The sequence below is a fragment of the Streptomyces tateyamensis genome, assembly GCF_003205575.1.
In the GTDB taxonomy this organism is placed as follows: Bacteria; Actinomycetota; Actinomycetes; order Streptomycetales; family Streptomycetaceae; genus Kitasatospora; species Kitasatospora tateyamensis.
Genome location: NZ_PYBW01000085.1, coordinates 1 through 26,785 on the forward strand (window position 1 = coordinate 1; position 26,785 = coordinate 26,785).

The following is a 26,785-nucleotide window of genomic DNA, read 5'->3' on the forward strand; positions in this document are numbered from 1 at the left end:
CTGGGGACCCTGGTAACGTCGCCGAACTTCCGGCATCCGGTGACCCTGGCCAAGGAGCTGGTCACCCTGGACGACGTGTCCGGGGGGCGGGTCACGGTCGGCATCGGGGCCGGCGGGACGGGGTTCGACGCGACGGCGATGGGCCAGGAGGCCTGGTCGCCGAAGGAGCGGGCGGCCCGGTTCGGGGAGTTCGTGCCGCTGCTGGACCGGTTGCTGCGCCAGGACGCCACCACCGAGCACGGGCAGTACTACTCCGCGGTGGAGGCGCGCAACATTCCCGGCTGCGTGCAGCGGCCGCGGGTACCGCTGTACGTGGCGGCGACCGGGCCGCGCGGGCTGAGGCTGGCGGCCCGTTACGGGCAGGGCTGGGTGACGTACGGGGACCCCAAGGGCCCGGCGGACGTGCCGGTGGAGCAGGCGCCCGGGGTGATCGCCCGGCAGCTCGAGAAGCTGACCGCGGCCTGCGCGGAGGCCGGCCGGGACGTGGCCGAGCTGGAGAAGGTGCTGCTGCAGGGTTCCACGGCGGAGAAGCCGCTGGAGTCGGTGGGGGCCTTCGTGGACTGGGCCGGGACCTACCGGGAGCTCGGCGTCACCGAGCTGGTGATCCACTGGCCGGTGCCGGACTCGATCTTCGCCAACGACCTCGCGGTCTTCGAGCGGATCGCCACCGAGGGCCTCGCCCAGCTCGGCGGCTGACTCGCGGTCAAGCCGGTACAGCGAGTCCGGCGGCGGCCCGTCAGTTGCGGTTTGGTCACGGAGTGTCCGAATCGTGAAGTAACAGGGGAGTTGGGACGGAATCCGTGTTGAGCCGACCGTCGGGGATCTCTCATACTTCCAGCTGACTGACGGTCCGCTCTTGGGGGAGTCCCTTGTCCCAGCCCGATCCCGCCGCGCCCGCCGAGCCTTCGGCCGAGGTGCCCACCGAGCTGTGGCTCGCGCCGCCGGCCGAGCCGCCCGGCTCGCCCGCACCCCGCCGGCCGGCGCGGGCGGTGACCGTCGCGCTGGCCACCGCGGGCCTGCTCGCGGTCACCGCCGTCAGCGCGACGGTGACCGTGGCGGTCGGCAAGCCGGACCACCCGCGCCGGACGGCCGCCGCCGCTGCCGCACCGAGCTCCGGCGCCAGTGCCAGTGCCTCGGCCCCGGCGGCCCCGAGCAGCAGCCCGAGTCCCACCCCGGTCCCGGTGCCCAGCCTGTCGCTGGCCCCGGCACCGGGCTCCACCGTGCACGGCACGGTGAACGGCAACACCCACGGCGGCGACCTGCGCTACTTCCTGCTGCCGATCCCGGACGGCGGTGAGTCCTACGGCTCGCCGGACGGAGTCGCGCTCACCATGGACGACCTGTCCAAGGAGTACAGCAAGTCCACCGACATCAAGTCGGTGCTGGACTCGTACAACTACCAGGAGTCGGTCTACCGCCAGTACCGCACCGCGGACGGGCGGCTGGAGGTCTCGGCCCGGCTGATGCGGTTCTCCTCGCGGGACTATGCCCGCGACTTCGCCAAGAACGCCACCTTCTCCAAGGGCGACCCGGTGGACGTGGACGGCGACAGCAACGCCAAGGGCTACGTGTTCAAGCCGGAGCAGCAGGCCTTCACCGGTGAGCTGATCGGGGTCTCCTTCGTCGGTGACGTCGAGTACGAGATCACTGTCGACGTGAAGGGCGACCCGGACAAGGCGCTGCTGGCCGACGCGATGAAGCGTGAGCGCGACCGGCTGTCCAGCGGTGGCTGAGTCCGTCCTCCCGAACCCCGAGCAGGAGCCCACTGTGAGCACCGAACTGCCGCCTGCCGCCGCGCAGGAGCCGATACCCCCGGACGAGTCGGCTGATGTGACGCCGACTGACGCGACGTCTCCTGACGCGCCGTCCACCGATGAGCCGTCCCCTGACGCGCCGTCCGCCGCCGAGACGACTGACGCCCAGTCCGCCACCGCCGTTCCCGGCCCGCGCCGGGCGCCCCGCACCGCGGTGCTGCTGGTCGGTGCCCTGCTGCTGGGTCCGCTGCTCGGCGGCGGCCTCGGCTACCTGGTCCAGGCCGCCGGCCCGGCCACCCCGCTGCCCGCGCTTCAGCCGAGCGTGCTGCCCAGCTACCCGGCGGGCGCCCTCGGCTCGCCGGCCGCCGCGGCGGCCGCGGACAAGCCGCTGGCCATCGACGGCGACCTGCGCAAGCTGCTGATCGCCAAGCCCGACGGCGCCGCCGACTGGGACGGCTTCGGCTTCGCCGAAGCCGGCGAGTACGAGACGGTCGGTCAGATCGCCCGGGCCCAGGGCTCCTCGGCCACCGTCTTCTCCCGTCTGCTCACCGCCGGACTGCGCCGCGCGGTGATCAACACCTGGGAGAAGGACGGGGTCAAGTACAAGGTCGAGCTGATGCAGTACGCCTCCGACAGCGCCGGATCGGCCTATTCGCGGGTCGGTACCGAGAGCGGCTCCGACACCCACCCGCTGCCGAACGGGATGGAGGGCGCGTACTACGCGGCGACCAAGCCGGAGAAGTACTCGGAGACCACCGAGGAGTTCTACTACGGCGAGGGCGTGACCCGGCGCGGCGACCTGGTGGTGCGGGTGGAGGCCTTCGGCGGCGCGCAGGTGAACGCCGACGTGATCAGGGACCTGGTCAAGCAGCAGTGGGAGCGGCTGGCATGAGCGAGAACACCACCCCGGGCCCGGACGAGCAGCCGGCGTCCACCGAGCACGCCGAGCCGGTCGAGGCCGCCCAGCCCGTCGAGGCCGCCCAGCCCGTCGAGGCCGCGGAGCCCACCGAGGCCGCGGAGCCCACCGAGCCCACGGAGCCCATTGAGGCCGCGGAGCCCACCGAGCCCAGTGAGCCCACCGAGGCCGCCCCCGCCCGGCGCACCACCCCCTTCGCGCTGAAGGCGACCGCCGCGGTGGCCGCCGCCGCCCTGGTCGGCGTCGGCATCGGCGTGGGCATCATCCAGGTCAAGTACTCCGACGACACCCCCGCCGCCGCGGCGGCCGCCGCCCCCGCGCCCGCACCTTCCGCGAGCGCCAAGGGCCCGGCCTACGGCGCGCAGTCCAACGGCACCCACTTCGGTTCGCTGCGCGACCTGCTGCTGCCGATCCCGGCCGGCTTCGTGCCGGGCCCGGACGACGGGCAGTACGGCAACAACACCGAGCTGACCCAGGACCAGCTCAACGCGGACCTGGACGCCGGCACCTCCGACCTGCCCAAGGACCAGCGGGACAAGGTCAAGGACGCGTTCAAGTCCGAGGGCCACAAGGGCGCCGGCGTGCGCAGCTACCGCTCCTCGGACGCCAGTACCGTGGTGACCATCCGACTGGACCAGTTCAACCAGAAGTCGGTCGCGGTGGAGAGCGCCGTCGAGGGGGCGCTCGGCTCGGGGCTGTTCCGCCAGGGGCCCGACGTGCCCGGGTACAAGGACGCCCGCTGCTACCTGCCGCCCCAGAAGCCGAGCGAGCCGATCGACGAGCTGAGGTGCACCGCGGCCATCGGTGACCTGCTGGTGAGCATGGACGTCGAGGGCGTCGCACCGCTGCCGAAGAGCGAGGCCGTGTCCGTCTTCCGTCAGCAGCTGGAGCGGCTGGCCCTGCCTGGAGCGTCCGTATGACCGACCAGATCCCCGACCCGCAGCCCTCGGCCGACCCGCAGGCCCCCGCCGCGGAGCCGACCCCGGCCCCCGCCGCGGAGCCGACCCCGGCCCCCGCCACCGAGCAGGCCCCCGCCGCGGAGCCGACCCCGGCCCCCGCCACCGAGCAGGCCCCGGTCACGGAGCCGGCCACCGCCGCCGCGCCCGCCGCGCCCGCCGCCCTCCCCGGCCAGCAGCCTCCGCCCTACGACCCCTGGGCCCCGCCGGCCCAGCCGGGCGCCCCGGCGTACCCGGCCCCGCCGTACCCGGCCCAGGCCCAGCCGGGCGCCAACCCGTGGGGCGCCCCGGACCAGTTCGGCCCCCAGCGCCCGCCGCGCAATCGCCCGGCCCGCGCCACGGTGCTGCGCTGGTCGGCGCTGGCCCTGGTGCTGCTGCTCGGCGGCACCGCGGCCTGCCTGGCCGTCACCGCCCCGGACCGCACCGACCTGCCGGGCCTGGCGACCCCGAACGACGGCCGCTACGCCTTCGCGCCGCTGGCCCTGCCCCAGCTCCCGGCGGGCAAGCCGGCCCCGTCCGCCCAGGGCGCGGGCCACCGGCACTACGCCGACCTGCGCGCGCTGGTCCTGCCGGCCCCGCTGACCGGCAAGAAGCCGGCCGGCAAGCCGGCGCCGGCGGTCACCCCGGCCGACGGCGCGGCCTGCGCCGACTACGCCAAGCTGCACGACGCGTCCGCCAACATGTCCACCGTGCTGGCCACCAACGCCTGCCGGAACGCGGCCACCCGCAGCTGGACCGCCCAGGACGGCACCCGCACCGAGCTCTGGCTGCTGCACTTCGGCTCTCCCGCCGAGGCCCGCGAGTTCTACGACAACCTGTCCGCGGTCGGCAGCCCGACGGCGGTGCACAACCCGGTGACCGGCGTGAACGACTTCACCCTCGGCGCCGACCAGCTCGCCTACACCCGCACCACCAGCACGGTCGGCGGCGCCGTCCAGCCCACCGCCAAGGTGGCCTACCTGTACGCCGGCGACGTGGTGGCCACGGTGCTGATGACCAACCAGCACGGCGTGCCCAGCCAGGCCTTCCACCAGGTCGTCACGCTCCAGTCGGACCTGCTGAACTGACGGCCGAGCAGGCCGCACCGCACTGACGACAACTCACTACGACCCGGCCGGTGGTCCCCTAGGGGACCACCGGCCGCCGTCATACCGCAGGACGACCCCACACCGTCCTGCGGACTGCTCCCCAGCAGCAGGCGCAGCCGCTAGGTTCGGAGGGTGTCCACCGCACCCCCCGCCTCCGCGCCCATCATCAGAACGGACGCCCTCACCAAGCGGTTCCCGGCCGTGACCGCCCTCGACCAGCTCACCGTCGAGGTGGGTCAGGGCGTGGTCGGCCTGGTCGGAGCCAACGGCGCGGGCAAGTCCACCCTCATCAAGATCCTGCTCGGGCTCGCCCCGGCCACCTCCGGCCGCGGCGAGGTGCTCGGCCTGGACGTCGCCACCGAGGGCTCGCGGATCCGCGAGCTGGTCGGCTACATGCCCGAGCACGACTGCCTGCCGCCGGACGTGTCGGCCACCGAGCTGGTGGTCCACCTGGCCCGGATGTCCGGCCTGCCGGCCACCGCCGCGCGCGAGCGGACCGCCGACGTGCTGCGCCACGTCGGCCTGTACGAGGAGCGCTACCGCCCGATCGGCGGCTACTCCACCGGTATGAAGCAGCGGGTGAAGCTGGCCCAGGCCCTGGTGCACGACCCGCGCCTGGTCCTGCTGGACGAGCCGACCAACGGCCTGGACCCGGTCGGCCGGGACGAGATGCTCGGCCTGATCCGCCGGGTGCACCAGGAGTTCGGCATCTCGGTACTGGTCACCACCCACCTGCTGGGCGAGCTGGAGCGCACCTGCGACCACCTGGTGGTGATCGACGGCGGGCGGCTGCTGCGCTCCTCGGCCACCGCCTCGTTCACCGGTGCCACCGAGCTGCTCGCGGTCGAGGTGACCGACAACGCCGACGGCACCGCGGACGCCCTGCTGCGCGAGCGGCTGACGGCGGCCGGCCTCGCGGTCGAGGTCGAGGGCGGCCACGTGCTGCTGGTCCGGCTGGCCGGCGAGACCACCTACGACACCATCCGCGACACCGTCGCCGAGCTGGGGCTGGGCCTGGTCCGCCTCGAGCAGCGCCGGCACCGCGTGGTGGAGCTCTTCGCCGAGAACGGAGCGAGCGATGACCACGCCGCCTGAAGCGCCGTCGGGCGTCATCCACGACATCGGCTACCGCGGCTACCGGGGCCCCCGGCTCGGCCGCGGCTACGCCACCCGCTCGCTCTTCACCCAGAGCCTGCGCGCCGCCTTCGGACTGGGCCGCTCGGCCAAGTCCAAGGTGCTGCCGATGCTGATGCTGGCCGCGCTGCTGCTGCCGGCCGGCGTGGTGGTCGCCGTGGCGGTGCTCAACCAGGCCGACCACCTGGCCACCGACTACCCGCAGTACCTCAGCGGGGTCGGCCTGCTCTTCATCGAGATCTTCACGGCCGCCCAGGCGCCGGTGCTGCTCTCCCGGGACCTGCGCTTCCACACCGTCCCGCTCTACTTCTCCCGGCCGATCACCCGCGGCGACTACGTGCGGGCCAAGTGCGCCGCGATGGTCTGCGCGCTGCTGGTGGTGACCGTGCTGCCGCTGCTGGTGCTCTTCCTCGGCGCGGTTCTGGCCGGCCTGGACCTCGGGCACCAGAGCGCGCACTTCGCCTTCGGGCTGCTGGCCGCCCTGCTCTACTCGGTGGTCTTCGCCGCCGTCGGGCTGCTGCTGTCGGCCGCCACTCCGCGGCGCGGCTTCGGGGTGGCGGCGATCATGGGCGTCCTGGTGGTCTCCCAGGCGGTCGCCAAGGTGCTCTACGAGCTGGCCGGCGGGCACTATCAGGCCGGGGACGGCGCGGCCGCCTGGGTCTACCTGCTCTCCCCGGCCGGGCTGGTGGACCGGCTGGTGAACCAGGTCTGCGGGCTCACCCCGGAGTTCCTCGGGACCCCGGGCCCGCTGGGCACCCTGGCCTTCGCCGCCGCGGTGCCGGCCATCGCGGCGGGTGCGTACGGGCTGCTGCTGCGCCGCTACCGGAAGATCTGAGAGGGCGTCATGGCGGTCATCACGATTGACAAGGTCTCCCGCTGGTTCGGCAACGTGGTCGCGGTCAACGACGTGTCGATGTCCATCGGCCCCGGCGTCACCGGCCTGCTCGGCCCCAACGGCGCGGGCAAGTCCACCCTGATCCACCTGATGAGCGGCTTCCTGGCGCCCTCGGCCGGCACCGTCACGCTGGACGGCGCGCCGATCTGGCGCAACCAGCAGGTCTACCGCCAGATCGGCCTGGTCCCGGAGCGGGAGTCGATGTACGACTACCTGACCGGCTGGGAGTTCGTGCTGGCCAACGCCGAACTGCACCGGCTGGCCGACCCGGCGGCCGCGGCCCGCCGGGCGCTGGAGCTGGTGGAGATGACGTACGCCCAGGAGCGGCGCACCGGCACCTACTCCAAGGGCATGAAGCAGCGGGTCAAGATGGCCTCGGCGCTGGTCCACGACCCGGCCGTGCTGCTGCTGGACGAGCCGTTCAACGGGATGGACCCGCGCCAGCGGCTGCAGCTGATGGAGCTGCTGCGCCGGTTCGGCGCCGAGGGCCGCACGGTGCTCTTCTCCTCGCACATCCTGGAGGAGGTGGAGCAGTTGGCCCGGCACATCGAGGTGGTGGTGGCGGGCCGGCACGCCGCCTCCGGCGACTTCCGCCGGATCCGCCGGCTGATGACCAACCGGCCGCACCGCTACCTGGTCCGCTCCAGCGACGACCGCCGGCTGGCCGCCGCGCTGATCGCGGACGCCTCGACCGCCGGGATCGAACTGGACTGGACCGAACGGGCGCTGCGGGTGCAGGCGATCGACTTCGAGGGGTTCACCACGCTACTGCCCCGGGTGGCGCAGCAGGCGGGCATCCGGCTGCTCACCGTCTCCCCGGCGGACGAGTCGCTGGAGAGCGTCTTCTCCTACCTGGTCTCCTCCTGACGCACTCGAGCCACCCGCCGCACCTGAAGCACCAACCGAAAGGCTGACACACCGTGAACCTGACCGTGGTCCGGCTGACCGTGCGCGGTCTGCTCGGCCGGCGGCGGGGCGTCCTGCTGCTGGTCGTCCCGCTGCTGCTGCTGTTGATCGCCGCGGTGGCCGGCGGCTCGCACGGCGACAAGCACGAGCTGGCCGTCCGGCTGCTGGGCACCCTGGGCCTGGGCACCCTGGTGCCGATCCTGTGCCTGGTGGTGGGCACCGGGGTGATCGCCACCGAGATCGACGACGGCTCGATCGTCTACCTGCTGGCCAAGCCGCTGCCCCGGTGGCAGATCGTCACCAGCAAGCTGGCGGTGGCGGTGCTCACCTGCTGGCTCTTCGCGGCGCTGCCGGTGCTGCTGGCCGGCCTGATCGTCTACGGCGGCGGGGGCGGGCTGGCGCTCGGCTACTTCACCGGCACCCTGGTCGCCTCGGCCGTCTACAGCGCGCTCTTCCTGCTGCTCGGCACGGTGACCCGCAACGCGGTGGTGGTGGGCCTGGCCTACGCGCTGGTCTGGGAGAGCCTGATCGGCAACTTCGTCTCCGGCGCGCGCACCCTGAGCGTCCAGCAGTGGGGGCTCTCGGTGGGCCGGGCGGTGGCCGCTCCCGGCGAGATCACCGCGCACCTGGCGCTGGGCGCGGCCGTGCCGCTGCTGCTGGTGGTCGCGCTGGCCTCGGTCCTGGGCGCCGCACACCGGCTGGCCGGGCTGACCCTGGCCGGCGAGGAGTAGCCGCGCCGGCGGGGCCGCCCCGCTACAGCGTGGTGTTGCGCCCCGCACCCCAGCCGGCCGCGGCGACCACGGCGGCCAGCACCAGCAGCACCGCCAGCACCGCGGTCCAGCCGCCGGTCAGCTGGTGCAGCGCGCCGGCCCCGACCGGGCCGAGCGCCGCGATCAGGTAGCCGACCGCCTGGGTCATCCCGCCGAGCTGGGCGGCGCCGGCCGCGCTCGAGGTGCGCAGCACGATGAAGGCCAGGCCCAGGCCCAGCGAGCCGCCCTGGGCCACGCCCAGCACCGCGGCCGCCGCCCAGGCACCGGAGACCGGGGCGAGGAGCAGCACGGCGATGCCGGCGCCGTTCAGCGCGGCCATGGTGAGGGCCAGGCCGCGCTGCCGGGTCATCCGGCCGGCCAGCAGCGGGACCAGGAAGGCGCCGGCCACCTGCACCAGGTTGGAGAAGGCGAAGACCAGGCCGGCCTCGTCCCGGCTCATCCCGTGGTCGGCCAGCACGGTCGGCAGCCAGGCCACCAGGGTGTAGACCATCAGCGAGGAGACGCCCATGAACAGGCTGATCTGCCAGGCCAGCGGCAACCGCCACAGGCCCGCGATCGGCTTGGCCTTCGGCGCCTCGGGCGCGGCCACCGCCGCCCGCTCCTGACGGCTCCTCAGCACCTGCGGCAGCCAGGCCAGCGCGGCCACCAGCGCCAACAGCGACCAGGCGCCCAACGAGGCCCGCCAGCCGCCGCCGAGCACGTGCTCCAGCGGCACCGAGGCGCCCGCCGCCAGGGTCGCGCCGACCAGCATGGTGGTCGAGTACACCCCGGTCATCGCCGCCGCCCGGTGCGGGAACTCGCGCTTCACCAGCCCGGGCATCGACACGTTGAGCACCGCGATCGCCACCCCGATCACCACGCAGCCCGCGTACAGGGCCGGCACCGAGGGCACCACGCGCAGCAGCACGCCGGCGCCCAGCACCAGCACCGCGCCCAGCACCACCCGCTCGGTGCCGAACCGCCGGGTCAGCCGCGGGGTGAGCGGCGCGCCGACCCCCTGGAAGAGCACCGGCACGGTGGTGATCAGCCCGCTCGCGGTGGCCGAGAGCCCGAGGCCGCGCTGGATCTCGCCCACCATCGGGGAGATCGCGGCCAGGCAGGCGCGCATGTTCAGGGCCACCAGCAGGATGCCGGTCAGCAGCAGCGCGGGGTGCGCCAGGCGGGAGGGGACGGCGGGAACCGAGGTGCGCAGCGGCTGCTGGGCCCGGGTCACGGACATGGCGGAGCGTACTTTCCAGGAAGGGTGGATCGGGGGCGGAGGGCAGCAGCGGTCCGCCGGTACACGGCAGTCATCGCCACTACTTGCGCGCGGCGAACTCCGCCAGCAGCTGTTCGACCGCCGCGGTGGGCTCGGCCAGCAGGGCGCGGCAGGCCGCCTCGGCCCGCTCCGGGTCGCCGTCGGCGATCGCGTCCACCAGCGCCTGGTGGGTGGCGACCACCACCTCGGGCATCTCGTGGTCGCCGAACGCGGTGCGCATCGACTCGCGCACCGAGGCGCCGAAGTAGCGGTACACCTCGGTCAGCGCCGGGTTGTGCGCGGCCTCGACCACGGCGGTGTGGAACTCCAGGTCGTGCTCGACGGTGGCCTCGCGGCCGCCCCGCTCGGGGTGCGCGGCCAGCACCTCGGCCTCGCGGGCCAGCGCGGCCCGCATCCGCTCCAGGTCGGCGGCGGTGTGCCGGACGGCGGCCAGCCGGGCCGCCTCGGCCTCCAGCGCGGCGCGCACCTCCAGCACGTCGCGCACGCCGGAGCGCTGCACGCCGCGCAACACGGCGGCCGGGTCGCTGGTGGAGCGCACGAAGGTGCCCTCGCCCTGACGGGTGGTCAGCATGCCGGCGTGCACCAGCACCCGGACCGCCTCACGCACTGTGTTGCGGCCGACCTGCAGCTGCTCGGCCAGTTCGTGCTCGGTCGGGATCCGCTCGCCGACCGCCCAGGCACCCTCGGTGAGACGGGTGCGCAGCTGCTCGATCGCGGCGTCGACCAGCGAGCGGCGACCGGCGGCACGCAGCCCGGAACCGGGCAGCACGGAGCCGTTCTCCGTCATCCCGCCACCTCCCTGCTCCGTGTGCCGACCTTGCCCGGTCATCCTACAACTACTTGCCCGGTCATCCTACAACTGGCCTCTTCCTGGGGTGAACCTGCAAATCGGCGGCCCACCGGTGACTTCGCAATGGTGCCTTTATATGCTCCGCTGAAAGCTCATCGTGTCCGCACCTGATGCGAGCGAGGCCACAGTGCCGCGCGGCACATCCGGGAGGCGCCGAGCGTTGCCTCTGCGCGCGGTCCAGATCAGCCGCGTGAGGCTGTAACCGCCGCCGGTGAAGGGTGTACCTATGTCAGGCCAGAGGCCCGGAGCGTTCGACGACGCCGGTGACCGCCGCGACCTGTCGGCCGCGGCGCCGCGCCCTGGTGGTCGGCGGGCAGCTCGCGAGGCCGCGGCGGAGCCGGTCCGCCCCAGCGGCCGGGCCGAGGCGCGCCGGGCCCAGGCCAAGGGCGGGCGGGGCCGCAAGAAACAGGGCAAGCGCAACCGCAAGAAGGTGGTCGCCTGGACGGCGGCCGCCTCGGTGGTGCTGATCACCGCGGCCGGCGGCGCGCTCTACACCTACTTCAACGGCAACATCAGCAGCTTCGACGCGGCCGGCATCTCCACCGACCGCCCCCCGGCGGCGACCGCGGACGCCAACGGCAACAAGCCGGTCAACGTCCTGCTGATCGGCTCCGACTCGCGCGGCAACGGCAACTCCGACCTCGGCGGCGGCGGCGACGCCGGGGCCCGCTCGGACACCACGATCCTGCTGCACGTGTACGCCGACCACAAGCACGCGGTGGGCGTCTCCTTTCCGCGCGACTCGCTGGTCGAGATCCCGCCCTGCCTGGTCAACGGCAAGTGGACCAAGACGCAGCCGAACGCCATGTTCAACTCGGCCTTCTCGATGGGGAACACGGACAAGGGCAACCCCGCCTGCACCCAGAACGCGGTCGAGCACCTGACCGGGATGCGGGTGGACCACACCCTGGTGGTCGACTTCAACGGCTTCGCCTCGATGACCAGCGCGGTCGGCGGGGTGGACGTCTGCCTGCCGAACGCGGTCTACGAGGGCGACCTCAACCCCAACCTGGGCCACAAGGGCAACCTGATCTTCAGCAAGGGCGTGCAGCAGGTCTCCGGCCAGAAGGCGCTGGACTACGTCCGGGTCCGGCACGGCATCGGCGACGGCTCCGACATCGGCCGGATGCAGCGTCAGCAGGCCTTCCTGTCCGCGCTGATCAAGAAGGTCAAGGGCTCGGGCATGGACCCGACCACGCTGCTCCCGCTGGCCAACGCCGCCACGAAGTCGCTCACCGTCGACCCCGACCTGGCCTCGGCGGACAAGCTGCTCGGCTTCGCGATGTCGATGAAGAACATCGACCTGCACAACATCAAGTTCATCACCACCCCATGGCGCTTCGAGGGCGCCCGGGTGGCCTGGGTCCACCCGGACGTGGACAACCTGTGGGCCGCGCTCAAGGCCGACCGGACCCTGGACGGCCAGGACGCCAGCGGCGGCCAGCGCCCCGACGCCCCCTCGGGCAGCCCGGCGGCCGCGTCCAGCCCCGCCGCCCCGGCCGCTGCGCCCGGCTCGGTGAACGGCGCCGGTGCCCGGGTGACGGTCTACAACGGCACCACCACCAAGGGCCTGACCGTCACCGCCTCGGCCAAGCTGAAGGACGCCAAGTTCACCGTGGCCGCCACCGGCAACGCGGCCGCCCAGAACCACGACACCACGGTGATCCAGTACGGCACCACGGCCGAGGCCAAGTCGGCCGAGCTGCTGGCCCAGGTCTTCCCCGGGGCCACCGTGGAGAAGGGCAGCACCGCGGGCCTGACCGTCGTCCTGGGCAAGGACTACGCCGCGGCCAACGGCGGTGCCCCCGCCGCCTCGGCCGCCGCCCCGGCGCCGCTGCCCTCCAGCATCGCCAACAACGCCCGCTCCGCGGACGACGACCCCTGCGCCAACGTCAGCTACAACTGACGCCCCGCCGGCCGGACGGACTGCGGCCCCCGCTCTCGACGTGAGCGGGGGCCGCAGTCCGAGCAGCAAGCTGTCGGCTGTCAGCCGTAGAGGCGCTCCAGGACCAGCGCCACGCCGTCCTCGGCATTGCTGGCCGTCACCTCGTCGGCGGCCGCCAGCACCTCCTCGTGGGCGTTGGCCATGGCCACCGAGCGGGCGGCCCAGCGGAACATCGGTACGTCGTTGGGCATGTCCCCGAAGGCGATCGCGTCCGCCCCGCGCAGCCCCAGCCGGATCGCCGCGACGGCCAGCCCCGAGGCCTTGGACAGGCCCAGCGGCAGCAGCTCCACGATGCCCTCGCCGGCCATCATCACGCCGACCAGGTCCCCCGCCACCTGCCGGGCCACCGCGACCAGCTGGTCGTCGGTCAGCTCCGGGTGCTGGAGGTAGAGCTTGCTGACCGGCTCGGCCAGCAGCTCGGCGACCGTGGCCACCCGCTGCACCTCCAGCACGGGGTCGGCCACCCGGTACCCGGGCTGTGCCAACACCTGCCCGCCCAGCCCGTCCTGACTGGCCGCCACCGAGAGCGGGCCGAGCTCCGCGGTCAGCTTCTCCAGCGCCAGCACGGCCTGCTGCCGGTCCAGCGTCATCGAGGTGAGCAGCCGGTGCGCCCCGGCGTCGTACACTTGGCCGCCCTGTGCGCAGACCGCCAGCCCGGTGTAGCCGATCTGGTCCAGCACCGGCCGGGCCCAGGTCGCGGAGCGCCCGGTGACCACCAGGTGCACCGCCCCGGCCGCCGTGGCGGTGGCCAGGGCGGCCCGGGTGCGGGCGGAGACGGTCGCCTCGGGGGTGAGCAGGGTGCCGTCCAGGTCGGTGGCGACCAACCGGAACGGCACGGCGGGGGTCACTTGACCGGGTCCAGCGTGGTCCGGCCGCCGAGGTAGGGGCGCAGCGCCTCGGGCAGCACCACGCTGCCGTCGGCCTGCTGGTGGTTCTCCAGGATCGCCACGATGGTGCGCGGCACGGCGACCAGGGTGCCGTTGAGGGTGGCCAGCGGGCGGGCCTTGCCCTCCTCGCGCATCCGGATGGACAGGCGGCGGGACTGGTACTCGGTGGTGTTGGAGGTCGAGGTGACCTCGCGGTACTTGCCCTGGGTCGGGATCCAGGCCTCGATGTCGAACTTGCGGGCCGCCGAGGCGCCCAGGTCGCCGGAGGCCACGTCGATCACCCGGTAGGGCAGCTCGAGCGCGTTCAGGAAGTCCTTCTCCCACTGCAGCAGGCGGCGGTGCTCGGCCTCGGCCTCCTCGGGGGAGGTGTAGACGAACATCTCGACCTTCTCGAACTGGTGCACCCGGATGATGCCGCGGGTGTCCTTGCCGTAGGTCCCGGCCTCGCGGCGGAAGCAGGAGGAGTAGCCGGCGTAGCGCAGCGGCAGCTTGTCCGCCTCGATGATCTCGTCCATGTGGTACGCCGCCAGCGGCACCTCGCTGGTGCCGACCAGGTACCGGTCGTCCTCGGCGAGGTGGTAGACGTTCTCGGCGGCCTGGCCGAGGAACCCGGTGCCGTCCATCGCGGCCGGGCGGACCAGGGTCGGGGTGATCATCGGGATGAAGCCGGCCGCGGTGGCCTGGGCGATCGCCATGTTGACCAGGGCGAGCTCCAGCAGCGCGCCGACGCCGGTCAGGTAGTAGGAGCGGGAGCCGGCCACCTTGGCCCCGCGCTCGGTGTCGATCGCACCCAGGATCTGCCCGAGCTCCACGTGGTCGCGCGGCTCGAAGCCCTCGGCCGCGAAGTCGCGCGGGGTGCCGATCTCCTCCAGTGTGACGAAGTCCTCCTCGCCGCCGACCGGGGCCGCCGGGTCGATCAGGTTGGCCAGCGAGCGCAGCAGCCGCTCGGCCTCGTCCCTGGCCTCGGCCTGCGCGGCGTCGGCGGCCTTGACCTCGGCGGCCAGCTGCTTGGTGCGCTCCAGCAGCGCGGCCTTCTCCTCGCCCTTGGCCTGGGCGACCTGCTTGCCGAGCACCCGCTGCTCGTTGCGCAGTTCGTCGAAGCGGCTGCCCGAGGACCGGCGGCGCTCGTCGGCGGCGAGCAGGGCGTCGACCAGGTCGACGTCCTCGCCACGGGCGCGCTGCGAGGCGCGCACTCGGTCAGGGTCCTCACGAAGCAGGCGAAGGTCAATCACGGGGGCAAGCCTACAGGCCGGGGGGTGGGGATAACTTGGATTTTCCTGTGGATAACTTGCCGCGGACGATCGTCTTCGGGAGTTTGTCCACAGGGGCGCCCGGCTGCCTGTGGATGACCGGGCCGGTGGGGAAATCCGGTCGGCGATTCGGCCTTTCCGGGTTTCAAACCTGCCCTCGCCGTCCCGGCTGAGCGAATTCGCTCGCTCGGCCGGGTGACTTATCAGCAGAAGGATGACTCTGGTGTGATTGGTCCGATCTGCGTCCCTAGCAGCTGATCCGACCGGTCCTGGGAGTGGCTATGCCGTTTTGTCGACTCATCCCCAGGCCTGTGGATAACTGTGGACAACCGGGGTTCTCCCCCGGCCTGTGGATGACTGTTTCCCCAGTCCACCGGCCTGTGGATGACGGTCCGGCACCACCCGGTCGCTCGGGGTGGATTGCGTGTCACTCGAATGGGCCCAAAATGAACGATCGGGAAACGGTGATGACTGACCGTTTCCCGATCAATTCGGACATTCTTGATCAGGCCGCCGTCGGCCGGACCGGCCGGGCCCGGATCAGCTCGCGCCGGGCCCGGCTCAGCTTTCGCCGCGCCCGTCCAGGCAGCGGGCCAGCCAGTCGGCGGCCCGGTCGAAGTCCTGGTCCGAGGTGCCGGGCTGGCGCGGTGCCGGGTCCCGCCGGTCGGCCCGCGGGTACGAGCCGAGGAACCGGATCTGCGGGCAGATCCGCTTGAGCCCCATCAGGGTCTCGCTCACCCGCCGCTCGGCGAGGTGGCCCTCGCAGTCGATCAGGAAGCAGTAGTTCCCCAGCCCCTCGCCGGTCGGCCGGGACTCGATCCGCATCAGGTTCACCCCGCGTACCGCGAACTCCTGCAGCAGCTCCAGGAGCGCGCCCGGGTGGTTGTCGCCCAGCCAGACCACCATCGAGGTCTTGTCCGCCCCGGTCGGCGAGGAGACCCGCCCCGGGCGGCCGACCAGGGCGAACCTGGTGGTGGCGTTGGCCGAGTCCTGGATGTCGTGGGCCAGTACCTCGAGCCCGTACAGCGGGGCCGCGAACTCGCCCGCGATCGCCGCGTCGGCCTTGCCGTCCTGGACCAGCCGGGCCCCCTCGGCGTTGGAGGAGGCGGCCTCCCAGAGCGCGTCCGGCAGGTGGGCGGCCAGCCAGCGGCGCACCTGCGGCTGGGCCACCGGGTGGCTGCTGACGGTCTTGACGTCGCCCAGCTCGGTACCCGGGCGGACCAGCAGCGCGAAGCTGATCGGCAGCAGCACCTCACGGTAGATCATCAGCGGTGTGCCGGTGGCCAGTTCGTCCGCGGTGGCGGTGACCGCGCCCTCGACCGAGTTCTCGATCGGCACGAAGGCCCCGGCCGCCTCGCCGGCCCGCACCGCGTCCAGCGCGGCCGGCACCGATGCCAGCGGGACCAGCTCCCGGGTGCCCGCCTCCGGCAGCGTCAGCAGCGCGGCCTCGGTAAAGGTGCCCGCGGGCCCGAGGTAGGTGTAGCGGGTAGCCGACATGTCCGCGCCCTCCGTGGTCCGGGGTGGTCCGTGGCCGCAGCTCTGCCGCTGCGGCCCTGTCACGATAGCCACATCCGCCCCGCCCCGGGGGCCGGTCCGCCACTTGGTCAACTCTCCAGCAGCGCCTGGCCCAGGTATCCGCTGCCGGCCGGCACCCCGGGCAGCACCGCGTACAGCCCGCTCGCCTCGTGCCGCAGGAACCTGGTCAGCCCGTCGCCCCGGGAGAGCGAGCGCTGCACCGGCACGAAGCCGTGGGCCGGGTCGGCCTGGAAGGCCAGGAAGAGCAGTCCGGCGTCCGGCGAGCCGTCCGGCAGCACCCCGTCCGCGTAGGAGAAGCCGCGCCGCAGCATCGCCGCCCCGCCGTTGGAGGCCGGGGCGGCCAGCCGGATGTGCGCGTCGGCCGGGACCGCCAGGGTGCCGTCCGGGTTCCGCCGGGCCAGGTCCACCGGCGTGGTCTCGGTGCCGCCGGAGAGCGGGGCGCCGTCGGACTTGCGCCGCCCGACGAACCGCTCCTGACGGTCCGTCGACAGCTGCTCCCAGTCGTCCAGCAGCATCCGGATCCGCCGGAACACCAGGTACGAGCCCCCGGCCAGCCAGTCGGGTCCGGTGGCGAAGACCCGGGCGGCGAAGTCCGCCTCGCCCGGCCGGGGGTTGTTGGTGCCGTCCAGTTGACCCATCAGGTTGCGCCCGGTGCGCGGCTGCGCGGTGGCGCCCGGGGTGCGGCTGAACCCGGCCGCCTGCCAGCGCACCGCCGCGGTGCCGGCCGCCTGCCGCTGCAGCACCCGCAACGCGTGCCAGGCCACCAGTGCGTCGTCCGCGCCGATCTGCACGAACAGGTCGCCGTCGCTGCGGGCCCGGTCGATCGCGTCCTGTGGGAAGGCGGGCAGCGGGGCCAGCTGGGCCGGCCGGTGCGCGGCCAGGCCCGCCTTGTCGAAGGCCGAGCTGCCGAGGGCGACCGTGACGGTCAGCGAGCAGGGTCCGGCGTCGAGCGCGACCTGGTTCTCGTGCGCCCCGACCGGCTCGCCCAGCGCCAGCCGGGCGGCGGTCTGCGACCAGAGCCGGAGCAGCCCGCGCAGCCCGTCCCGCCCGGCGTCCGGGGCCAGGTCGAAGGCGGCCAACTGCACCCGGGCCTGCTGCGGCTGCAGGATGCCGGCCTGGTGCGGCCCGTGGAACTCGGCGCGGGCCGCGCCCAGCGGGGTCGGGCGGCTCTGCGCGGGCACCGCCGCCGCCCGGGCCAGCGCCCCGCCGGTGGCGCCGACCGCGACCCCGGCGGCGGTGCCGCCGAGCAGGGCCCGGCGGGAGAAGCCGGCGTACTCAGCCATCTGTGCAACCTCAGTCGATCTTGACTTGCTTGGTCTCGGTGTCCTGGTCGATGTCCGAGGAGCGGATCACGACCGCGGCCACCCAGTCGCCGGCCAGCGGCAGTTGCGCGGTGCCGGTCCACCGGCCGGGGCCGGCTTTGGCCAGCGTCACCGGCAGCGGTCCGAGGTCCCGGTCCGGCAGCGTGAAGGAGACCTGCGCCTCGGGGACGTCCACCGGCTGCCCGGTGGGGTCGGTCACCGCCAGGGTGAGCTGGTTGCCGCCGGCGGCGGCGGGGTTGAGGGTCAGGGCGGCGGTGCCCCGGGCGCCGGCGCCCTTGCCCTTGGTGTCGTAGGGCAGCTTCAGCTCGACCGTGCGCCCCGGCACCGCGGTGCTCGGCGCGGCCGCGGCCACCTGGGCGGCCACCCGGCCGGGCGGCGAGTTGGTCAGCAGCGTGGTCACCACCAGCACGGCGCAGGCGATACCGGTCTCGATCAGCACCGAGCGGCGCAGCCCGGCCCGCACCGGCGAGCCGTCCCGGGCCCGGCGCACCCTGGCCTGGGAGAGCGCGGCCCGCTGCCGGGCCAGCTGGGCGGCCCGCGCCGGGTCCTGCGCCGGCTCCGCCGACCCGGGTACGTCAGCGTCGGCCCGGTCGACGTCCGGTGCGGCCCGGCCCGCTGCCGTCGCGTCCCTGTCCGGCGGGGCGTCAGCCGCCGTCCGCAGCCGCCCGGTCCACCGCCGGGAGAACCAGGCCACCGCCACCATCGCGAGCACCAGCCCGACCTTGACCAGCAGCAACTGCCCGTACCGGGTGTCCACCAGCGCCGACCAGGACCACCCCACACCGCGCCAGGCCTGGTACAGCCCGGTGGCCACCAGCACGCTGACCGAGGCCAGCGCCACCGCGGAGAACCGGTCGGCGGCCGCCGCCCCGGCCCCGTGCCGCAGCCCGACCAGCAGGGCCACCAGTCCGCCCAGCCAGCAGGCCATCGCCACCAGGTGCAGCATGTCCAGCGGCAGCGCCAGCCAGACCTGCAGGCCCACCGCCGCGTGGTCGGCCCCGGCCCAGGTGGCCGCGAGCGCCAGCGCCAGCAGCAGCCCGCCGCCGCCCAGCGCCAGCCGCGCCTCGCGCTGCGGCCGCTCGGCGGCCCGCTGCTCCAGCCGGCGCAGCTCGTCCTCGTCCTCGTCCCCGGCCCCGGCCCCTGCGTCACCGGAGGCAGGCGCCTCGGCCGCGGGTGCCTCCTGCCCCAACTGGCCGACCAGCAGCGACAGGAAGACCCCGCTCGCGGCGAGCAGCAGCAGCCGGGCCGCCAGCGCCGTGCCGATCCGCTCGTCCAGCGTGGTGCGCACCTGCAGCAGGTCCAGCACCTGCCCCAGCCCGCTGCCCTTCTCGTACGGCCCGCGCAGCAGCAGCACCGCGACCGTGGCGGCCAGCAGCGCCACCCAACCGGTCATCAGCAGCCGCTGCACCGACCGGTTGCCGGCCCCGCGCGGCCAGCACAGCAGCACGAACGCGGCCACCCCGACCAGCAGTGCGAACGCCCCGTAAGCCACCGCGCGCCCGGTCCCGTACAGCGCCGACACCACCGGATCGGCGTTCTCGCCCTGCACCGTGTTCGGATTGACCGAGGTGTCCGAGGGCGCGCCGATCGAGAAGACGAAGGCGCCGCCGACCGGGTGGGTGTCCTCCGAGACGGCCCGCCAGGCCACCGTGTAGGTGCCGTTCGCCAGCCCACCGCGCAGGCCGACCCGGGCGGTGTCGGCCCTGCCGTCGGCGTGCCCGGGGTTGCCGGTGTCCACCTGCTTGCCGGCCGGGTCCAGCACCCGCACCGAGTCGCTGTTGAGGGTCACCCCTTCGCTGAAGGTCAGGGTCACGCCGCCCGGGGCAGCGGCCACCACCGAGTTCTGGGCCGGGTCGGTGCGCAGCAGCGCCGCGTGCGCCTGGGCCGGTGCGGCCGTGCCGAGCAGCAGCACCAGCAGGGCGCCCGCGGTGGTCAGCCAGGCGAGGACTTTGCGCATCGGTGGGTCAGCTCCCGGGGCGGTAGGTGAGCGGCTTGACCGGTACCTGGACGGCGATGGTGCCGGCCTTCTCGAACGTCAGGTCGAGTTCCAGCTGGTCCCCGACGGCGGGCGGCTGCTTCCAACCCATGATCATCAGGTGGGTGCCGCCGCGGGTCAAGGTCAGCGCCCCCTCGGCCGGCACCTCCAGCCCGTCCACCGACTCCATGCTCGACTCGGTGGAGCGGTGCATGGTGACCGAACTGGCCCCCGGACTGCTCACCCGGACCAGCCGGTCCGCGCCCCGGCCCGCGTTGGTGACGGTCAGGTAGCCGGCCGCCATCTGGTCGGCGCCGGCCGGCAGCGGGATGTACGGGTCGGCCACGCTCAGCCGAGCGGCGGCGTGCGAGTCGCCGCCGCTGGCCACGACTATCGCGGTCGCGGTCGCGGTCAGCGCCGCGGCGAGCCCCGCCCCGGCCAGCGCGAAGCGGCTGAACCGCTTGGCGCCGGCCATCAGGCGGCCACCCCCTTGGCCAGCAGCGGCAGGTCGTGGGCGAAGACGTCCTGGGAGGTGTTGCTCAGGTAGAGCACGTGCGCCCTGTCGTCCGAGGGCAGGAAGGCCAGCACCTGGGCGCCGTGCGAGGAGGTCACCGAGCCGTCCTTGTTCACCACCGGGTCCTCCACCAGGATGCCCAGCGACTTGGCCGCCGCCTTGACCTGGTCCAGGCTCCCGGTCAGCCCGACGAAGTCCTTGTCGAAGGAGTCCAGCCAGGTCCGCAGCACCTTGGGGGTGTCGCGCTGCGGGTCGGTGGAGACGAAGACCACGTCGATCTTCTTCTGGTCCTCCGCCGGCAGCTTCTGCATCGCCACCCCGATGTCGCCCATCGTGGTCGGGCAGACGTCCGGGCAGCTGGTGTAGCCGAAGAAGAGCAGCGTGGTGTGGCCGGCGGTCTGCTGACGCAGCGAGTACGGCTGTCCGCCGGTGTCGGTCAGGGTCAGGTCAGGCTTGTCGAAGTGCGCGGTCAGCGGGGTGCCCTGGTACGGCGAGCTGTTCGCCTCCTTGGAGACCACGGCGTTGGCGCTGCCCGGCCTGGCGCCGGAGGAGCCGCAGGCGGTCAGCGCCAGGGCGGCGGTCAGGGCGAGGGCGGCGGCGCCGGCCAGGCGGCGGGGGGTGCGGGGCATGGCGGGGATCCGATCGGTGCGGCGGGCCGCCGGGCCGGTGGACGGTGCCACCGGCCCGGCGGGTGACGGAGGGTCAGGAGGAGGCGCTCTTGCGGCGCAGGCCGGCCACGCCGAGCGCGGCACCGATCACGCCGACCACGATGCCCACGACGCCGAGGGTGCGGGCGGTGCCGTCGGAGCTCCTGGCGCTGCCGCTCGCGGCGGAGCTGCCGTCCTGCGAGGCGGTCATCTGGTGGTTGTCGGCGGCCGGCGAGGCGGCGGCCGCCTTGGTCAGCTTGAGCACCGGGGCCGGGTGGGCCGGCTCGGGCTGGCCCTGCTTGGCCTCGTCGATCCAGCGCACCACGGAGCCGTCGTCCTTGGTCTGCAGCGCCTTGAAGACCAGCTGGTCGGTGTCCTTGGGCAGCGGGCCGAGCGAGACCTTGAACTCCTGGAACTGACCGGGGCCGATCTTGCCGGAGGCGTCGGCGGTCCAGGTGATCTTGGAGACCACGTCGGTGAGGCTGTCGCCGTCGTCGGTCTTGACCGGGGTGTCCAGGTGGGTCTTCTCCACGGCGGCGGTCCAGCCCGGCAGCGGCTGGGTGCTGACCGAGGCGACCGGGTGGTCGGTCGGGAAGCTGACCTCCAGCCTGGTGGTGCTCGCGGTGTCGCTCTCGTCCGGGACCCGGAACGCGACGGCCGTGTAGCCGCCCTGCTGGGCGGTGCCCGGCTGCACCGTGACGTGCGCGAAGGCCGGTGCGGCGGCGGCCAGGACGGCGACGGCGGCGAGCACGGCGGCGGCAGCGGAACGGCGGGTGGGAATGGAACGCATGAGTGCGGTCTCCGAAGGGGTGCAGGGCAGTCCACTGCCCTGGAAGCGGTGTGGGCGACGGCGTGCCGCGCACCGAGCACCGGTGTGACGGTGGGTCAGTGCGCGCAGGCCCACACCGGCGGACCGCGCCGGACGACGCTGTGCCGCAGGATCAGCGCGGTCGGCAGCCACCGCTCGCCGCGCTCCCGGCGCCGCACCGGCCCGGCCTGCTCGGCCGGCGCCAGCAGCCCGCGCAGCACCGCCGCGACCAGGGCCAACGCGCGGTGCAGCGGGGCGGCCAGGGTGCGCAGCTCGCGGGCGGCGGCCCGGCCGGACAGCCGGACCAGGCGCCACACCGCGGCCTCGCCGCGGCGCAGCCACCACCCGGCCACCAGCGCGGCCAGCAGGTGGCCGGCCAGCATCGCCGGGGTCAGGCCGAAGGACCACCACGGGGCGGTGGCGGCGGCCGCGTGCTGGAAGGCGTGCGGGTCCAGGCCGGCCGCGCCGACCACCCGCTCGGCGGACATCCCCGGCGGCAGCACGTGCGGCAGGCCCGGGGTGTCGTTGCAGACCAGCCGACTGGCCACCTGGTCCAGGGTCAGGCCGGCGCGGCCGGTCATGCCGGGCATGCCGGCCATGTCCTGGTGGCCGCCGCCGTGGAAGAGCAGGTGCAGGCCGAGTTGGCCCAGGCCGAGCGCGGCGGCGATCCCGGGCAGCGTGCGCTCCCGGCCGCCGAGCAGCACGGCCACGGCGCAGACCAGCGCGAAGCCCAGCGCCAAGGTGGGCGGCGCGATCACGCCGCCGCCGGCCAGGCCGTGCCCGACCGCCGCGATCAGCGTGCAGAGCAGCGCGAACGGCACGGCCCGCAGCAGCCGCAGGTCCCAGCCGGCCACGCCGACGGCGCCGTCGGCCCGGGCGGCCCGGTCGGCGGCACCCGGGATCGCGCTGCGGCGGCGGCTGCTCATGGCCGGGCCATCATCTCATCGGCCCCCGCCCGGACCGGCCTGGGGTGGCGGTGGCCGCTGATTGACCCTTTCGGCCGCGGCGTGCGCCGGGCCGCCACGCGCCGCAGCGCACAGGCCGCCGTGCCGGTCCATCCGCCGAATGGGGGGACCGGTCGCCGCTGGACGGTTCACGCCGTGATCACGAGGCAATACCTAGTTGTATGTGGAGCCCCAGCCAGGAGGGACCGGTCGTGGACATCTGGTGGACTCTGCACCTCAAGCGCGAACTGGCCAGCGTGCCGCTGGCCCGCCGCATCCTGCTCGGCACCATGGACAGCGCCGGGGTGGATCCGCAGATCGCCGCGGACCTGGCCCTGGCGCTGACCGAGGCCTGCGCCAACGCGGTCGAGCACGCGGTCGGCGAGGGCGGCTTCGAGGTCACCGCCCGGCTGGCCGGCGACCTGCTGCGGGTCGAGGTGGTCGACCGCGGGCCCGGCCTGCCGGTCGCCCCGCACCTGGTGCCGGCCCGCCGCCCGGCCGCCGGCCGCCCGCTGCTCACCCACGGCCGCCCGCGCCGCGGCCGCGCCTCGCTGCCGGGCCCGACCACCCTCCCCCCGGCCCGGCGCACCCGGCCCACCGCCTACGACACCCACGTCCTGCCGCCCGGCCGCCCGGCCGGCACGCTGCGCCTGCCCGACCCGGCCCACCTGCCCGACCTCACCGCCGAGTCCGGCCGCGGCCTCTTCCTCATCCGCGCCCTCACCGACCACGTCGACCTGCTCAACCACCCCCAGCGCGGCGCCATCGTCAGCTTCGAGAAGCTCCTCCGCCGCCACGACGACCCCCTGCTGCGGGTCGCCTCCTGAGCCCTCCCCTCGCGTCCGCGGCGGGTCGGGCGCACTGTGGAGTCATGTTGCACCGAATGCACGCCGAGTACGGCGAGGCGGGCCCCGGCGGTCCGGTGAAGATGTGGCACATGGTCCCGGACGAGAAGCACGTGGGCCTGTGCGGCCGGGAGCTGTCCGAGCAGGCAGCCACCCTCAACTCGACCGAGTGGGGCCGGACCGACGAGACCTGCTGCCGCGCCTGCGGCGTCGCCTGGTTCCAGTCGGTCCCCTTCCTGGCCGACGAGCACGAGCGCAAGGACTACCTGCCCTGACCGGTCAGCGGTACGCCGACTCCCCGGTGATCGCCTCGCCCAGCACCAGGGTGTGGATCTCGCTGGTGCCCTCGTAGGTGAGCACCGACTCCAGGTTGTTGGCGTGCCGCAGCACCGGGTAGGCGGTGGTGATCCCGTTGGCGCCGAGCACGGTGCGCGCGCTGCGGGCGATCTCCAGCGCCGCGCGCACGTTGTTCAGCTTGCCGAAGCTGATGTGCGCCGCCCGGGCCCGCCCGGCCTCCTTGAGCCGGCCGATCCGCCAGGCCGTCAGGTGGGCCTTCTCCAGCTCCAGCGCCATCTCGACCAGCTTCTCCTGGGTCAGCTGGAAGGCGGCGATCGGCCGGCCGAACTGGATCCGGGTCTTGGCGTACTCCAGCGCCGCCTGGTAGCAGTCCCGGGCCGCGCCGACGGTGCCCCACAGGATCCCGTACCGGGCCTCGTTCAGGCAGGAGAGCGGACCGCGCAGGCCGCTCACCCCCGGCAGCACCGCGTCGCCCGGCAGCAGCACCTCGTCGAAGTGCAGCTCGCTGGTGACCGAGGCGCGCAGCGAGAGCTTGCCGTGCACGTCGGTGGCGGTGAACCCGGCGGCGCCGCGCGGCACCAGGAAGCCGCGCACCCCGTCCTCGGTCTGCGCCCAGACCACCGCGACGTCGGCGATCGAGCCGTTGGTGATCCACATCTTGGCGCCGGACAGCACCCAGTCGGTGCCCTTGCGGCGGGCGGTGGTGCGCATGTTGCCCGGGTCGGAGCCGAAGTCCGGCTCGGTCAGCCCGAAGCAGCCGATCAGCTCGCCCGCCGCCATCCCGGGCAGCCAGCGCTGCTTCTGCTCCTCGCTGCCGAAGGCGTGGATCGCCCGCATCGCCAGCGAGCCCTGCACCGAGACGAAGCTGCGCAGCCCCGAGTCGGCGGCCTCCAGCTCCAGGCAGGCCGCCCCGTAGGCCACCGCCCCGGCCCCGGCGCAGCCGTAGCCCTCCAGGTGCATGCCGAGCAGGCCGAGCCGGCCGAGCTCGGGGGCCAGCTCGCGGGCCGGGAAGACGCCCTGCTCGAACCAGTCGGCCAGGTGCGGGCGGATCCGGTCCGCGGTGAACCTGCGGACGGTCTGCTGGACCATCCGCTCCTCCTCGGTCAGCAGTTCCTCCACCGCGAGCAGGTCGAGCGGGTCGGGGCCACCGGGGCGGGCGGTGCTGGTCATCGTCGTCGCTCCTGAGGGTGTGGGGTGCACGGCGGGTCCATCCGTATCAGGCCCTAAGCTGCTTGAAAAGCAGTCGCCGGCGGGGCTCAGGGAAGACGGTGGTGGCGGTCGTGGTGGAACCCACGCGGGACGGGCGGGTGCAGAAGGGCAACGAGACCCGGCAGTTGGTGCTCGCCCGGGCGGTGCGGATCGCCTCGGTGGAGGGGTTGGCAGGGCTCTCGCTCGGGCGCCTGGCCGCCGAGTTGGAGTTGAGCAAGAGCGGGGTGTTCGCGCTGTTCGGCTCCAAGGAGGAGCTGCAACTGGCCACGGTGCGCGCCGCGCAGCGGATCTACCGCAGCACGGTGATCGAGCCGGTCGAGCAGCTGCCGCCGGGCGTGGGCCAGTTGCTGAAGCTGGCGGAGACCTGGCTGGAGTACTCGCGGACCCGGGTGTTCGCCGGGGGCTGCTTCTTCTACGCGGTGGGCGCGGAGTTCGACGCGCAGCCGGGCCGGGTGCGCGACGCGATGGCCGAGAGCAGCCGGGCCTGGCAGCAGATCGTCCTCGAGCTGCTCGAAGCCGCCCGCGGGGTGGGGGAGTTGCGCCCCGACACCGACCTGGAGCAGCTCTCCTTCGAGCTGCTCGCCTTCCTGGAGTACGCCAACGCGCTGTCGCTGCTCTACGACCACGAGGCGCCGTACGCCCGGGCCAGGCGCTCGATCCTGCTGCTGCTGCGTTCCGAGGCGGTGGACGAGTCGCTGCTGCCGGCGGCCTGACTCCTGGCACGCCGTCAGGTCTGTTCGGAGCATCCACAAAACTGACCGAACGATCGTGCTAATTTCCTTCCATGACGACGACTCTCGCCTCCCGTCACTCGACCGCCCTCGCCCTGATCGCCCCGGTGGTGGCCGGCATCGGCCGCGAGCAGCTCGACCTGCCCACCCCGTGCACCGGGTGGGACCTGCGCCGGCTGCTCTCGCACCTGATCGGCCAGCAGTACGGCTTCGCCGCCGCCGCCCGCGGCCACGGCGACCGGCCCGGCGTCTTCGCCGACCACCCGCTGATCGACTCGCCCACCGTCGCCTTCACCGCGCTGGCCGCCTTCGCCGACTCGGCCCGCGAACTGGTGGACGCCTTCGCCGCCGCTGAGCTGTCCGACCGTGCGGTGGCGCTGCCCGAGATCCTGCCCGGCCACCCCTTCCCGCCCGCCCAGGCGATCGCCTTCCACCTGCTGGACACCGTGGTGCACGGCTGGGACCTGGCCGCCGCCCTGGGACAGCCGTTCCACTGCCCGGACGACCTGGGCGAGGTGGTGCTGCAGGTGGCCCGCGCGGTCCCCGTCGATCCGGCCTTCCGGGCCCCGGGCCGGGCCTTCGCGCCGGCCCGCACGCTGGTCGAGCTGCTCCCGCCGCTGGACCGGGCACTGCTGCTGCTGGGCCGCGACCCGTACTGGCTGGCCTGACGTGAGGGGTTGCTGACTGACCCGACGTCCCGGCAGGCGCGGGCGAGCCGGTCGGCCCGGCGCATGCCGAGGGCGGGCCCGCGGCCCCACCCGGCCGCCGACCCGCCCTCGTCCGACCCGGGCTCAGCCCCGCTGCTGGTCCCGGTAGTTCGGCCCACCGATGAAGTAGAGCAGCGCCAGCGCCGGGAACCCGAACGCGGCCAGTGCCACCAGGATCGCCTGCCACCACATCGCGTCATCCCGTCCGTCTTGTCTGACAAGTGCCGTATCTGACGCTAAGTGGAAATCGAACTCGGGGCCATTCGCCCTCCCCGTACGGGCTAACTCGTGCAGAGCCCTGTCCGGGCGGGTCCGTTGCACCGCACACTGACCGCATGCAGGTACAGCTGGCCGCACAGGCCGAGCAACCGGGCCGCACCGGCGAGGACTTCGCCGCGGCCACCTCCGAGGCCCTGGTGCTGCTCGCCGGCGCCGGCGGCCCGCCCGGCCTGGCGTCCGGCTGCCGGCACGGCACCGCCTGGTACGTGCGCCGGCTCGGTGTCCACCTGCTCTCCCGGCTGACCGACCGCCCGGACCGCTCGATCGCCGAGTGCCTGGCCGACGCGATCGCCGAGACCGCCGCGCTGCACGGCGCCCGCTGCGACCTGGCCCACCCCAACACCCCCGCCGCCACGGTGGTC

26 protein-coding genes and 1 pseudogene are annotated in these 26,785 nt (G+C 74.0%); 15 read left to right on the top strand and 12 right to left on the bottom strand.

Translation table 11 applies throughout. From position 1 onward, the window contains the following. The 9 genes from C7C46_RS23080 to C7C46_RS23125 form a co-directional block, all read left to right on the top strand. Positions 1–696: LLM class flavin-dependent oxidoreductase (locus tag C7C46_RS23080; RefSeq protein ID WP_245984740.1), on the top strand; the 696-nt coding region annotated here is incomplete at its 5' end. A gap of 173 nt (positions 697–869) precedes the next feature. Continuing rightward, positions 870–1,733, top strand: coding sequence for a hypothetical protein (locus C7C46_RS23085; protein ID WP_110671819.1), 864 nt, complete (start codon positions 870–872; stop codon positions 1,731–1,733). Positions 1,734–1,767: 34 nt separating this feature from the next. Beyond that, entirely contained in the window at positions 1,768–2,646 is an 879-nt protein-coding gene (locus tag C7C46_RS23090; RefSeq protein ID WP_110671820.1) for a hypothetical protein, read from the top strand. Continuing rightward, positions 2,643–3,590 carry a hypothetical protein gene (locus C7C46_RS23100; RefSeq protein WP_181442476.1) on the top strand — a complete coding sequence of 316 codons (948 nt, stop codon included), beginning with the start codon at positions 2,643–2,645 and terminating at the stop codon, positions 3,588–3,590. The genes C7C46_RS23090 and C7C46_RS23100 overlap by 4 nt, the downstream gene beginning before the upstream one ends. Further along, on the top strand, positions 3,587–4,693 hold the full coding sequence (locus C7C46_RS37390) for a hypothetical protein (RefSeq protein WP_146259181.1): 1,107 nt from the start codon (positions 3,587–3,589) through the stop codon (positions 4,691–4,693). Before C7C46_RS23100 ends, C7C46_RS37390 begins: the two co-directional genes overlap by 4 nt. Positions 4,694–4,876: 183 nt before the next feature. Beyond that, a complete protein-coding gene (locus C7C46_RS23110; protein WP_110671841.1) occupies positions 4,877–5,809 on the top strand; it encodes an ABC transporter ATP-binding protein in 933 nt (310 codons plus the stop codon). After that, complete coding sequence (locus C7C46_RS23115) at positions 5,793–6,683, top strand: ABC transporter permease (protein WP_110671822.1); 891 nt, start codon at positions 5,793–5,795, stop codon at positions 6,681–6,683. The genes C7C46_RS23110 and C7C46_RS23115 overlap by 17 nt, the downstream gene beginning before the upstream one ends. Positions 6,684–6,692: 9 nt before the next feature. Beyond that, positions 6,693–7,610: an ABC transporter ATP-binding protein gene (locus tag C7C46_RS23120; RefSeq protein WP_110671823.1), complete on the top strand. Its 918-nt coding sequence runs from the start codon at positions 6,693–6,695 to the stop codon at positions 7,608–7,610. 53 nt (positions 7,611–7,663) lie between these two features. Then, positions 7,664–8,380: an ABC transporter permease gene (locus C7C46_RS23125; protein WP_110671824.1), complete on the top strand. Its 717-nt coding sequence runs from the start codon at positions 7,664–7,666 to the stop codon at positions 8,378–8,380. 22 nt (positions 8,381–8,402) lie between these two features. Here C7C46_RS23125 and C7C46_RS23130 read toward each other — a convergent pair whose 3' ends face one another. Both C7C46_RS23130 and C7C46_RS23135 read right to left on the bottom strand, forming a co-directional pair. Beyond that, positions 8,403–9,638 carry a CynX/NimT family MFS transporter gene (locus tag C7C46_RS23130; protein WP_110671825.1) on the bottom strand — a complete coding sequence of 412 codons (1,236 nt, stop codon included), beginning with the start codon at positions 9,636–9,638 and terminating at the stop codon, positions 8,403–8,405. Between the two features lie 79 nt (positions 9,639–9,717). Beyond that, a complete protein-coding gene (locus tag C7C46_RS23135; protein ID WP_110671826.1) occupies positions 9,718–10,464 on the bottom strand; it encodes a FadR/GntR family transcriptional regulator in 747 nt (248 codons plus the stop codon). Positions 10,465–10,753: 289 nt separating this feature from the next. Here C7C46_RS23135 and C7C46_RS23140 point away from each other — a divergent pair, with 289 nt between their 5' ends. Further along, on the top strand, positions 10,754–12,433 hold the full coding sequence (locus C7C46_RS23140; protein WP_110671827.1) for an LCP family protein: 1,680 nt from the start codon (positions 10,754–10,756) through the stop codon (positions 12,431–12,433). Between the two features lie 80 nt (positions 12,434–12,513). Here the strand turns inward: C7C46_RS23140 and C7C46_RS23145 are convergent, their stop codons facing one another. From C7C46_RS23145 to C7C46_RS23185, 9 genes are all read right to left on the bottom strand, one after another. Then, positions 12,514–13,320, bottom strand: coding sequence for an HAD family hydrolase (locus C7C46_RS23145; RefSeq protein WP_110671828.1), 807 nt, complete (start codon positions 13,318–13,320; stop codon positions 12,514–12,516). Further along, on the bottom strand, positions 13,317–14,591 hold the full coding sequence (gene serS / locus C7C46_RS23150; protein ID WP_110671829.1) for a serine--tRNA ligase: 1,275 nt from the start codon (positions 14,589–14,591) through the stop codon (positions 13,317–13,319). The genes C7C46_RS23145 and serS overlap by 4 nt, the downstream gene beginning before the upstream one ends. A 579-nt stretch (positions 14,592–15,170) precedes the next feature. Next, positions 15,171–16,106: a prephenate dehydratase gene (gene pheA, locus C7C46_RS23155; protein WP_110671830.1), complete on the bottom strand. Its 936-nt coding sequence runs from the start codon at positions 16,104–16,106 to the stop codon at positions 15,171–15,173. Between the two features lie 107 nt (positions 16,107–16,213). Then, positions 16,214–17,428, bottom strand: a complete 1,215-nt coding sequence (gene efeB / locus C7C46_RS23160) for an iron uptake transporter deferrochelatase/peroxidase subunit (protein WP_110671831.1) — start codon at positions 17,426–17,428, stop codon at positions 16,214–16,216. A 10-nt stretch (positions 17,429–17,438) separates the two neighbouring features. After that, positions 17,439–19,424 (bottom strand): copper resistance CopC/CopD family protein, encoded by a 1,986-nt coding sequence (locus tag C7C46_RS23165; RefSeq protein WP_110671832.1) that lies wholly within the window; start codon positions 19,422–19,424, stop codon positions 17,439–17,441. Between the two features lie 7 nt (positions 19,425–19,431). Further along, positions 19,432–19,917, bottom strand: coding sequence for a copper chaperone PCu(A)C (locus C7C46_RS23170; RefSeq protein ID WP_110671833.1), 486 nt, complete (start codon positions 19,915–19,917; stop codon positions 19,432–19,434). Next, positions 19,917–20,585, bottom strand: a complete 669-nt coding sequence (locus C7C46_RS23175) for an SCO family protein (protein WP_110671834.1) — start codon at positions 20,583–20,585, stop codon at positions 19,917–19,919. Before C7C46_RS23175 ends, C7C46_RS23170 begins: the two co-directional genes overlap by 1 nt. 73 nt (positions 20,586–20,658) lie before the next feature. Further along, positions 20,659–21,393, bottom strand: a complete 735-nt coding sequence (locus C7C46_RS23180) for a YcnI family protein (protein ID WP_110671835.1) — start codon at positions 21,391–21,393, stop codon at positions 20,659–20,661. A gap of 95 nt (positions 21,394–21,488) precedes the next feature. After that, a complete protein-coding gene (locus C7C46_RS23185) occupies positions 21,489–22,337 on the bottom strand; it encodes a hypothetical protein (RefSeq protein ID WP_245984742.1) in 849 nt (282 codons plus the stop codon). A gap of 230 nt (positions 22,338–22,567) precedes the next feature. Here C7C46_RS23185 and C7C46_RS23190 point away from each other — a divergent pair, with 230 nt between their 5' ends. Continuing rightward, positions 22,568–23,182 (top strand): ATP-binding protein, encoded by a 615-nt coding sequence (locus C7C46_RS23190; protein ID WP_110671836.1) that lies wholly within the window; start codon positions 22,568–22,570, stop codon positions 23,180–23,182. A gap of 44 nt (positions 23,183–23,226) precedes the next feature. Continuing rightward, positions 23,227–23,475: a hypothetical protein gene (locus C7C46_RS23195; protein ID WP_146259182.1), complete on the top strand. Its 249-nt coding sequence runs from the start codon at positions 23,227–23,229 to the stop codon at positions 23,473–23,475. 4 nt (positions 23,476–23,479) lie between these two features. Here the strand turns inward: C7C46_RS23195 and C7C46_RS23200 are convergent, their stop codons facing one another. Beyond that, positions 23,480–24,667: an acyl-CoA dehydrogenase family protein gene (locus tag C7C46_RS23200; protein WP_110671838.1), complete on the bottom strand. Its 1,188-nt coding sequence runs from the start codon at positions 24,665–24,667 to the stop codon at positions 23,480–23,482. Between the two features lie 110 nt (positions 24,668–24,777). On the opposite strand from C7C46_RS23200, the gene C7C46_RS23205 reads away from it, so the two are divergent. From C7C46_RS23205 to C7C46_RS35225, 3 genes and pseudogenes are all read left to right on the top strand, one after another. Continuing rightward, the gene (locus C7C46_RS23205) at positions 24,778–25,419 is read left to right on the top strand and encodes a TetR/AcrR family transcriptional regulator (protein ID WP_110671843.1); all 642 of its coding nucleotides are present in this window, start codon (positions 24,778–24,780) and stop codon (positions 25,417–25,419) included. A gap of 71 nt (positions 25,420–25,490) precedes the next feature. Further along, positions 25,491–26,105: a TIGR03086 family metal-binding protein gene (locus C7C46_RS23210; protein WP_110671839.1), complete on the top strand. Its 615-nt coding sequence runs from the start codon at positions 25,491–25,493 to the stop codon at positions 26,103–26,105. A gap of 374 nt (positions 26,106–26,479) precedes the next feature. After that, a pseudogene (locus tag C7C46_RS35225) lies at positions 26,480–26,785 on the top strand (integrase); the annotation flags it as partial.

Coding starts and splice junctions, on each gene's coding strand:
- C7C46_RS23100 (WP_181442476.1), top strand. CDS start 2,643: ATGAGCGAGAACACCACCCCGGGCCCGGACGAGCAGCCGGCGTCCACC.
- C7C46_RS37390 (WP_146259181.1), top strand. CDS start 3,587: ATGACCGACCAGATCCCCGACCCGCAGCCCTCGGCCGACCCGCAGGCC.
- C7C46_RS23115 (WP_110671822.1), top strand. CDS start 5,793: ATGACCACGCCGCCTGAAGCGCCGTCGGGCGTCATCCACGACATCGGC.
- C7C46_RS23120 (WP_110671823.1), top strand. CDS start 6,693: ATGGCGGTCATCACGATTGACAAGGTCTCCCGCTGGTTCGGCAACGTG.
- C7C46_RS23130 (WP_110671825.1), bottom strand. CDS start 9,638: ATGTCCGTGACCCGGGCCCAGCAGCCGCTGCGCACCTCGGTTCCCGCC.
- C7C46_RS23135 (WP_110671826.1), bottom strand. CDS start 10,464: ATGACGGAGAACGGCTCCGTGCTGCCCGGTTCCGGGCTGCGTGCCGCC.
- C7C46_RS23140 (WP_110671827.1), top strand. CDS start 10,754: ATGTCAGGCCAGAGGCCCGGAGCGTTCGACGACGCCGGTGACCGCCGC.
- pheA (WP_110671830.1), bottom strand. CDS start 16,106: ATGTCGGCTACCCGCTACACCTACCTCGGGCCCGCGGGCACCTTTACC.
- efeB (WP_110671831.1), bottom strand. CDS start 17,428: ATGGCTGAGTACGCCGGCTTCTCCCGCCGGGCCCTGCTCGGCGGCACC.
- C7C46_RS23165 (WP_110671832.1), bottom strand. CDS start 19,424: ATGCGCAAAGTCCTCGCCTGGCTGACCACCGCGGGCGCCCTGCTGGTG.
- C7C46_RS23170 (WP_110671833.1), bottom strand. CDS start 19,917: ATGGCCGGCGCCAAGCGGTTCAGCCGCTTCGCGCTGGCCGGGGCGGGG.
- C7C46_RS23175 (WP_110671834.1), bottom strand. CDS start 20,585: ATGCCCCGCACCCCCCGCCGCCTGGCCGGCGCCGCCGCCCTCGCCCTG.
- C7C46_RS23180 (WP_110671835.1), bottom strand. CDS start 21,393: ATGCGTTCCATTCCCACCCGCCGTTCCGCTGCCGCCGCCGTGCTCGCC.
- C7C46_RS23185 (WP_245984742.1), bottom strand. CDS start 22,337: ATGAGCAGCCGCCGCCGCAGCGCGATCCCGGGTGCCGCCGACCGGGCC.
- C7C46_RS23195 (WP_146259182.1), top strand. CDS start 23,227: ATGTTGCACCGAATGCACGCCGAGTACGGCGAGGCGGGCCCCGGCGGT.
- C7C46_RS23200 (WP_110671838.1), bottom strand. CDS start 24,667: ATGACCAGCACCGCCCGCCCCGGTGGCCCCGACCCGCTCGACCTGCTC.
- C7C46_RS23210 (WP_110671839.1), top strand. CDS start 25,491: ATGACGACGACTCTCGCCTCCCGTCACTCGACCGCCCTCGCCCTGATC.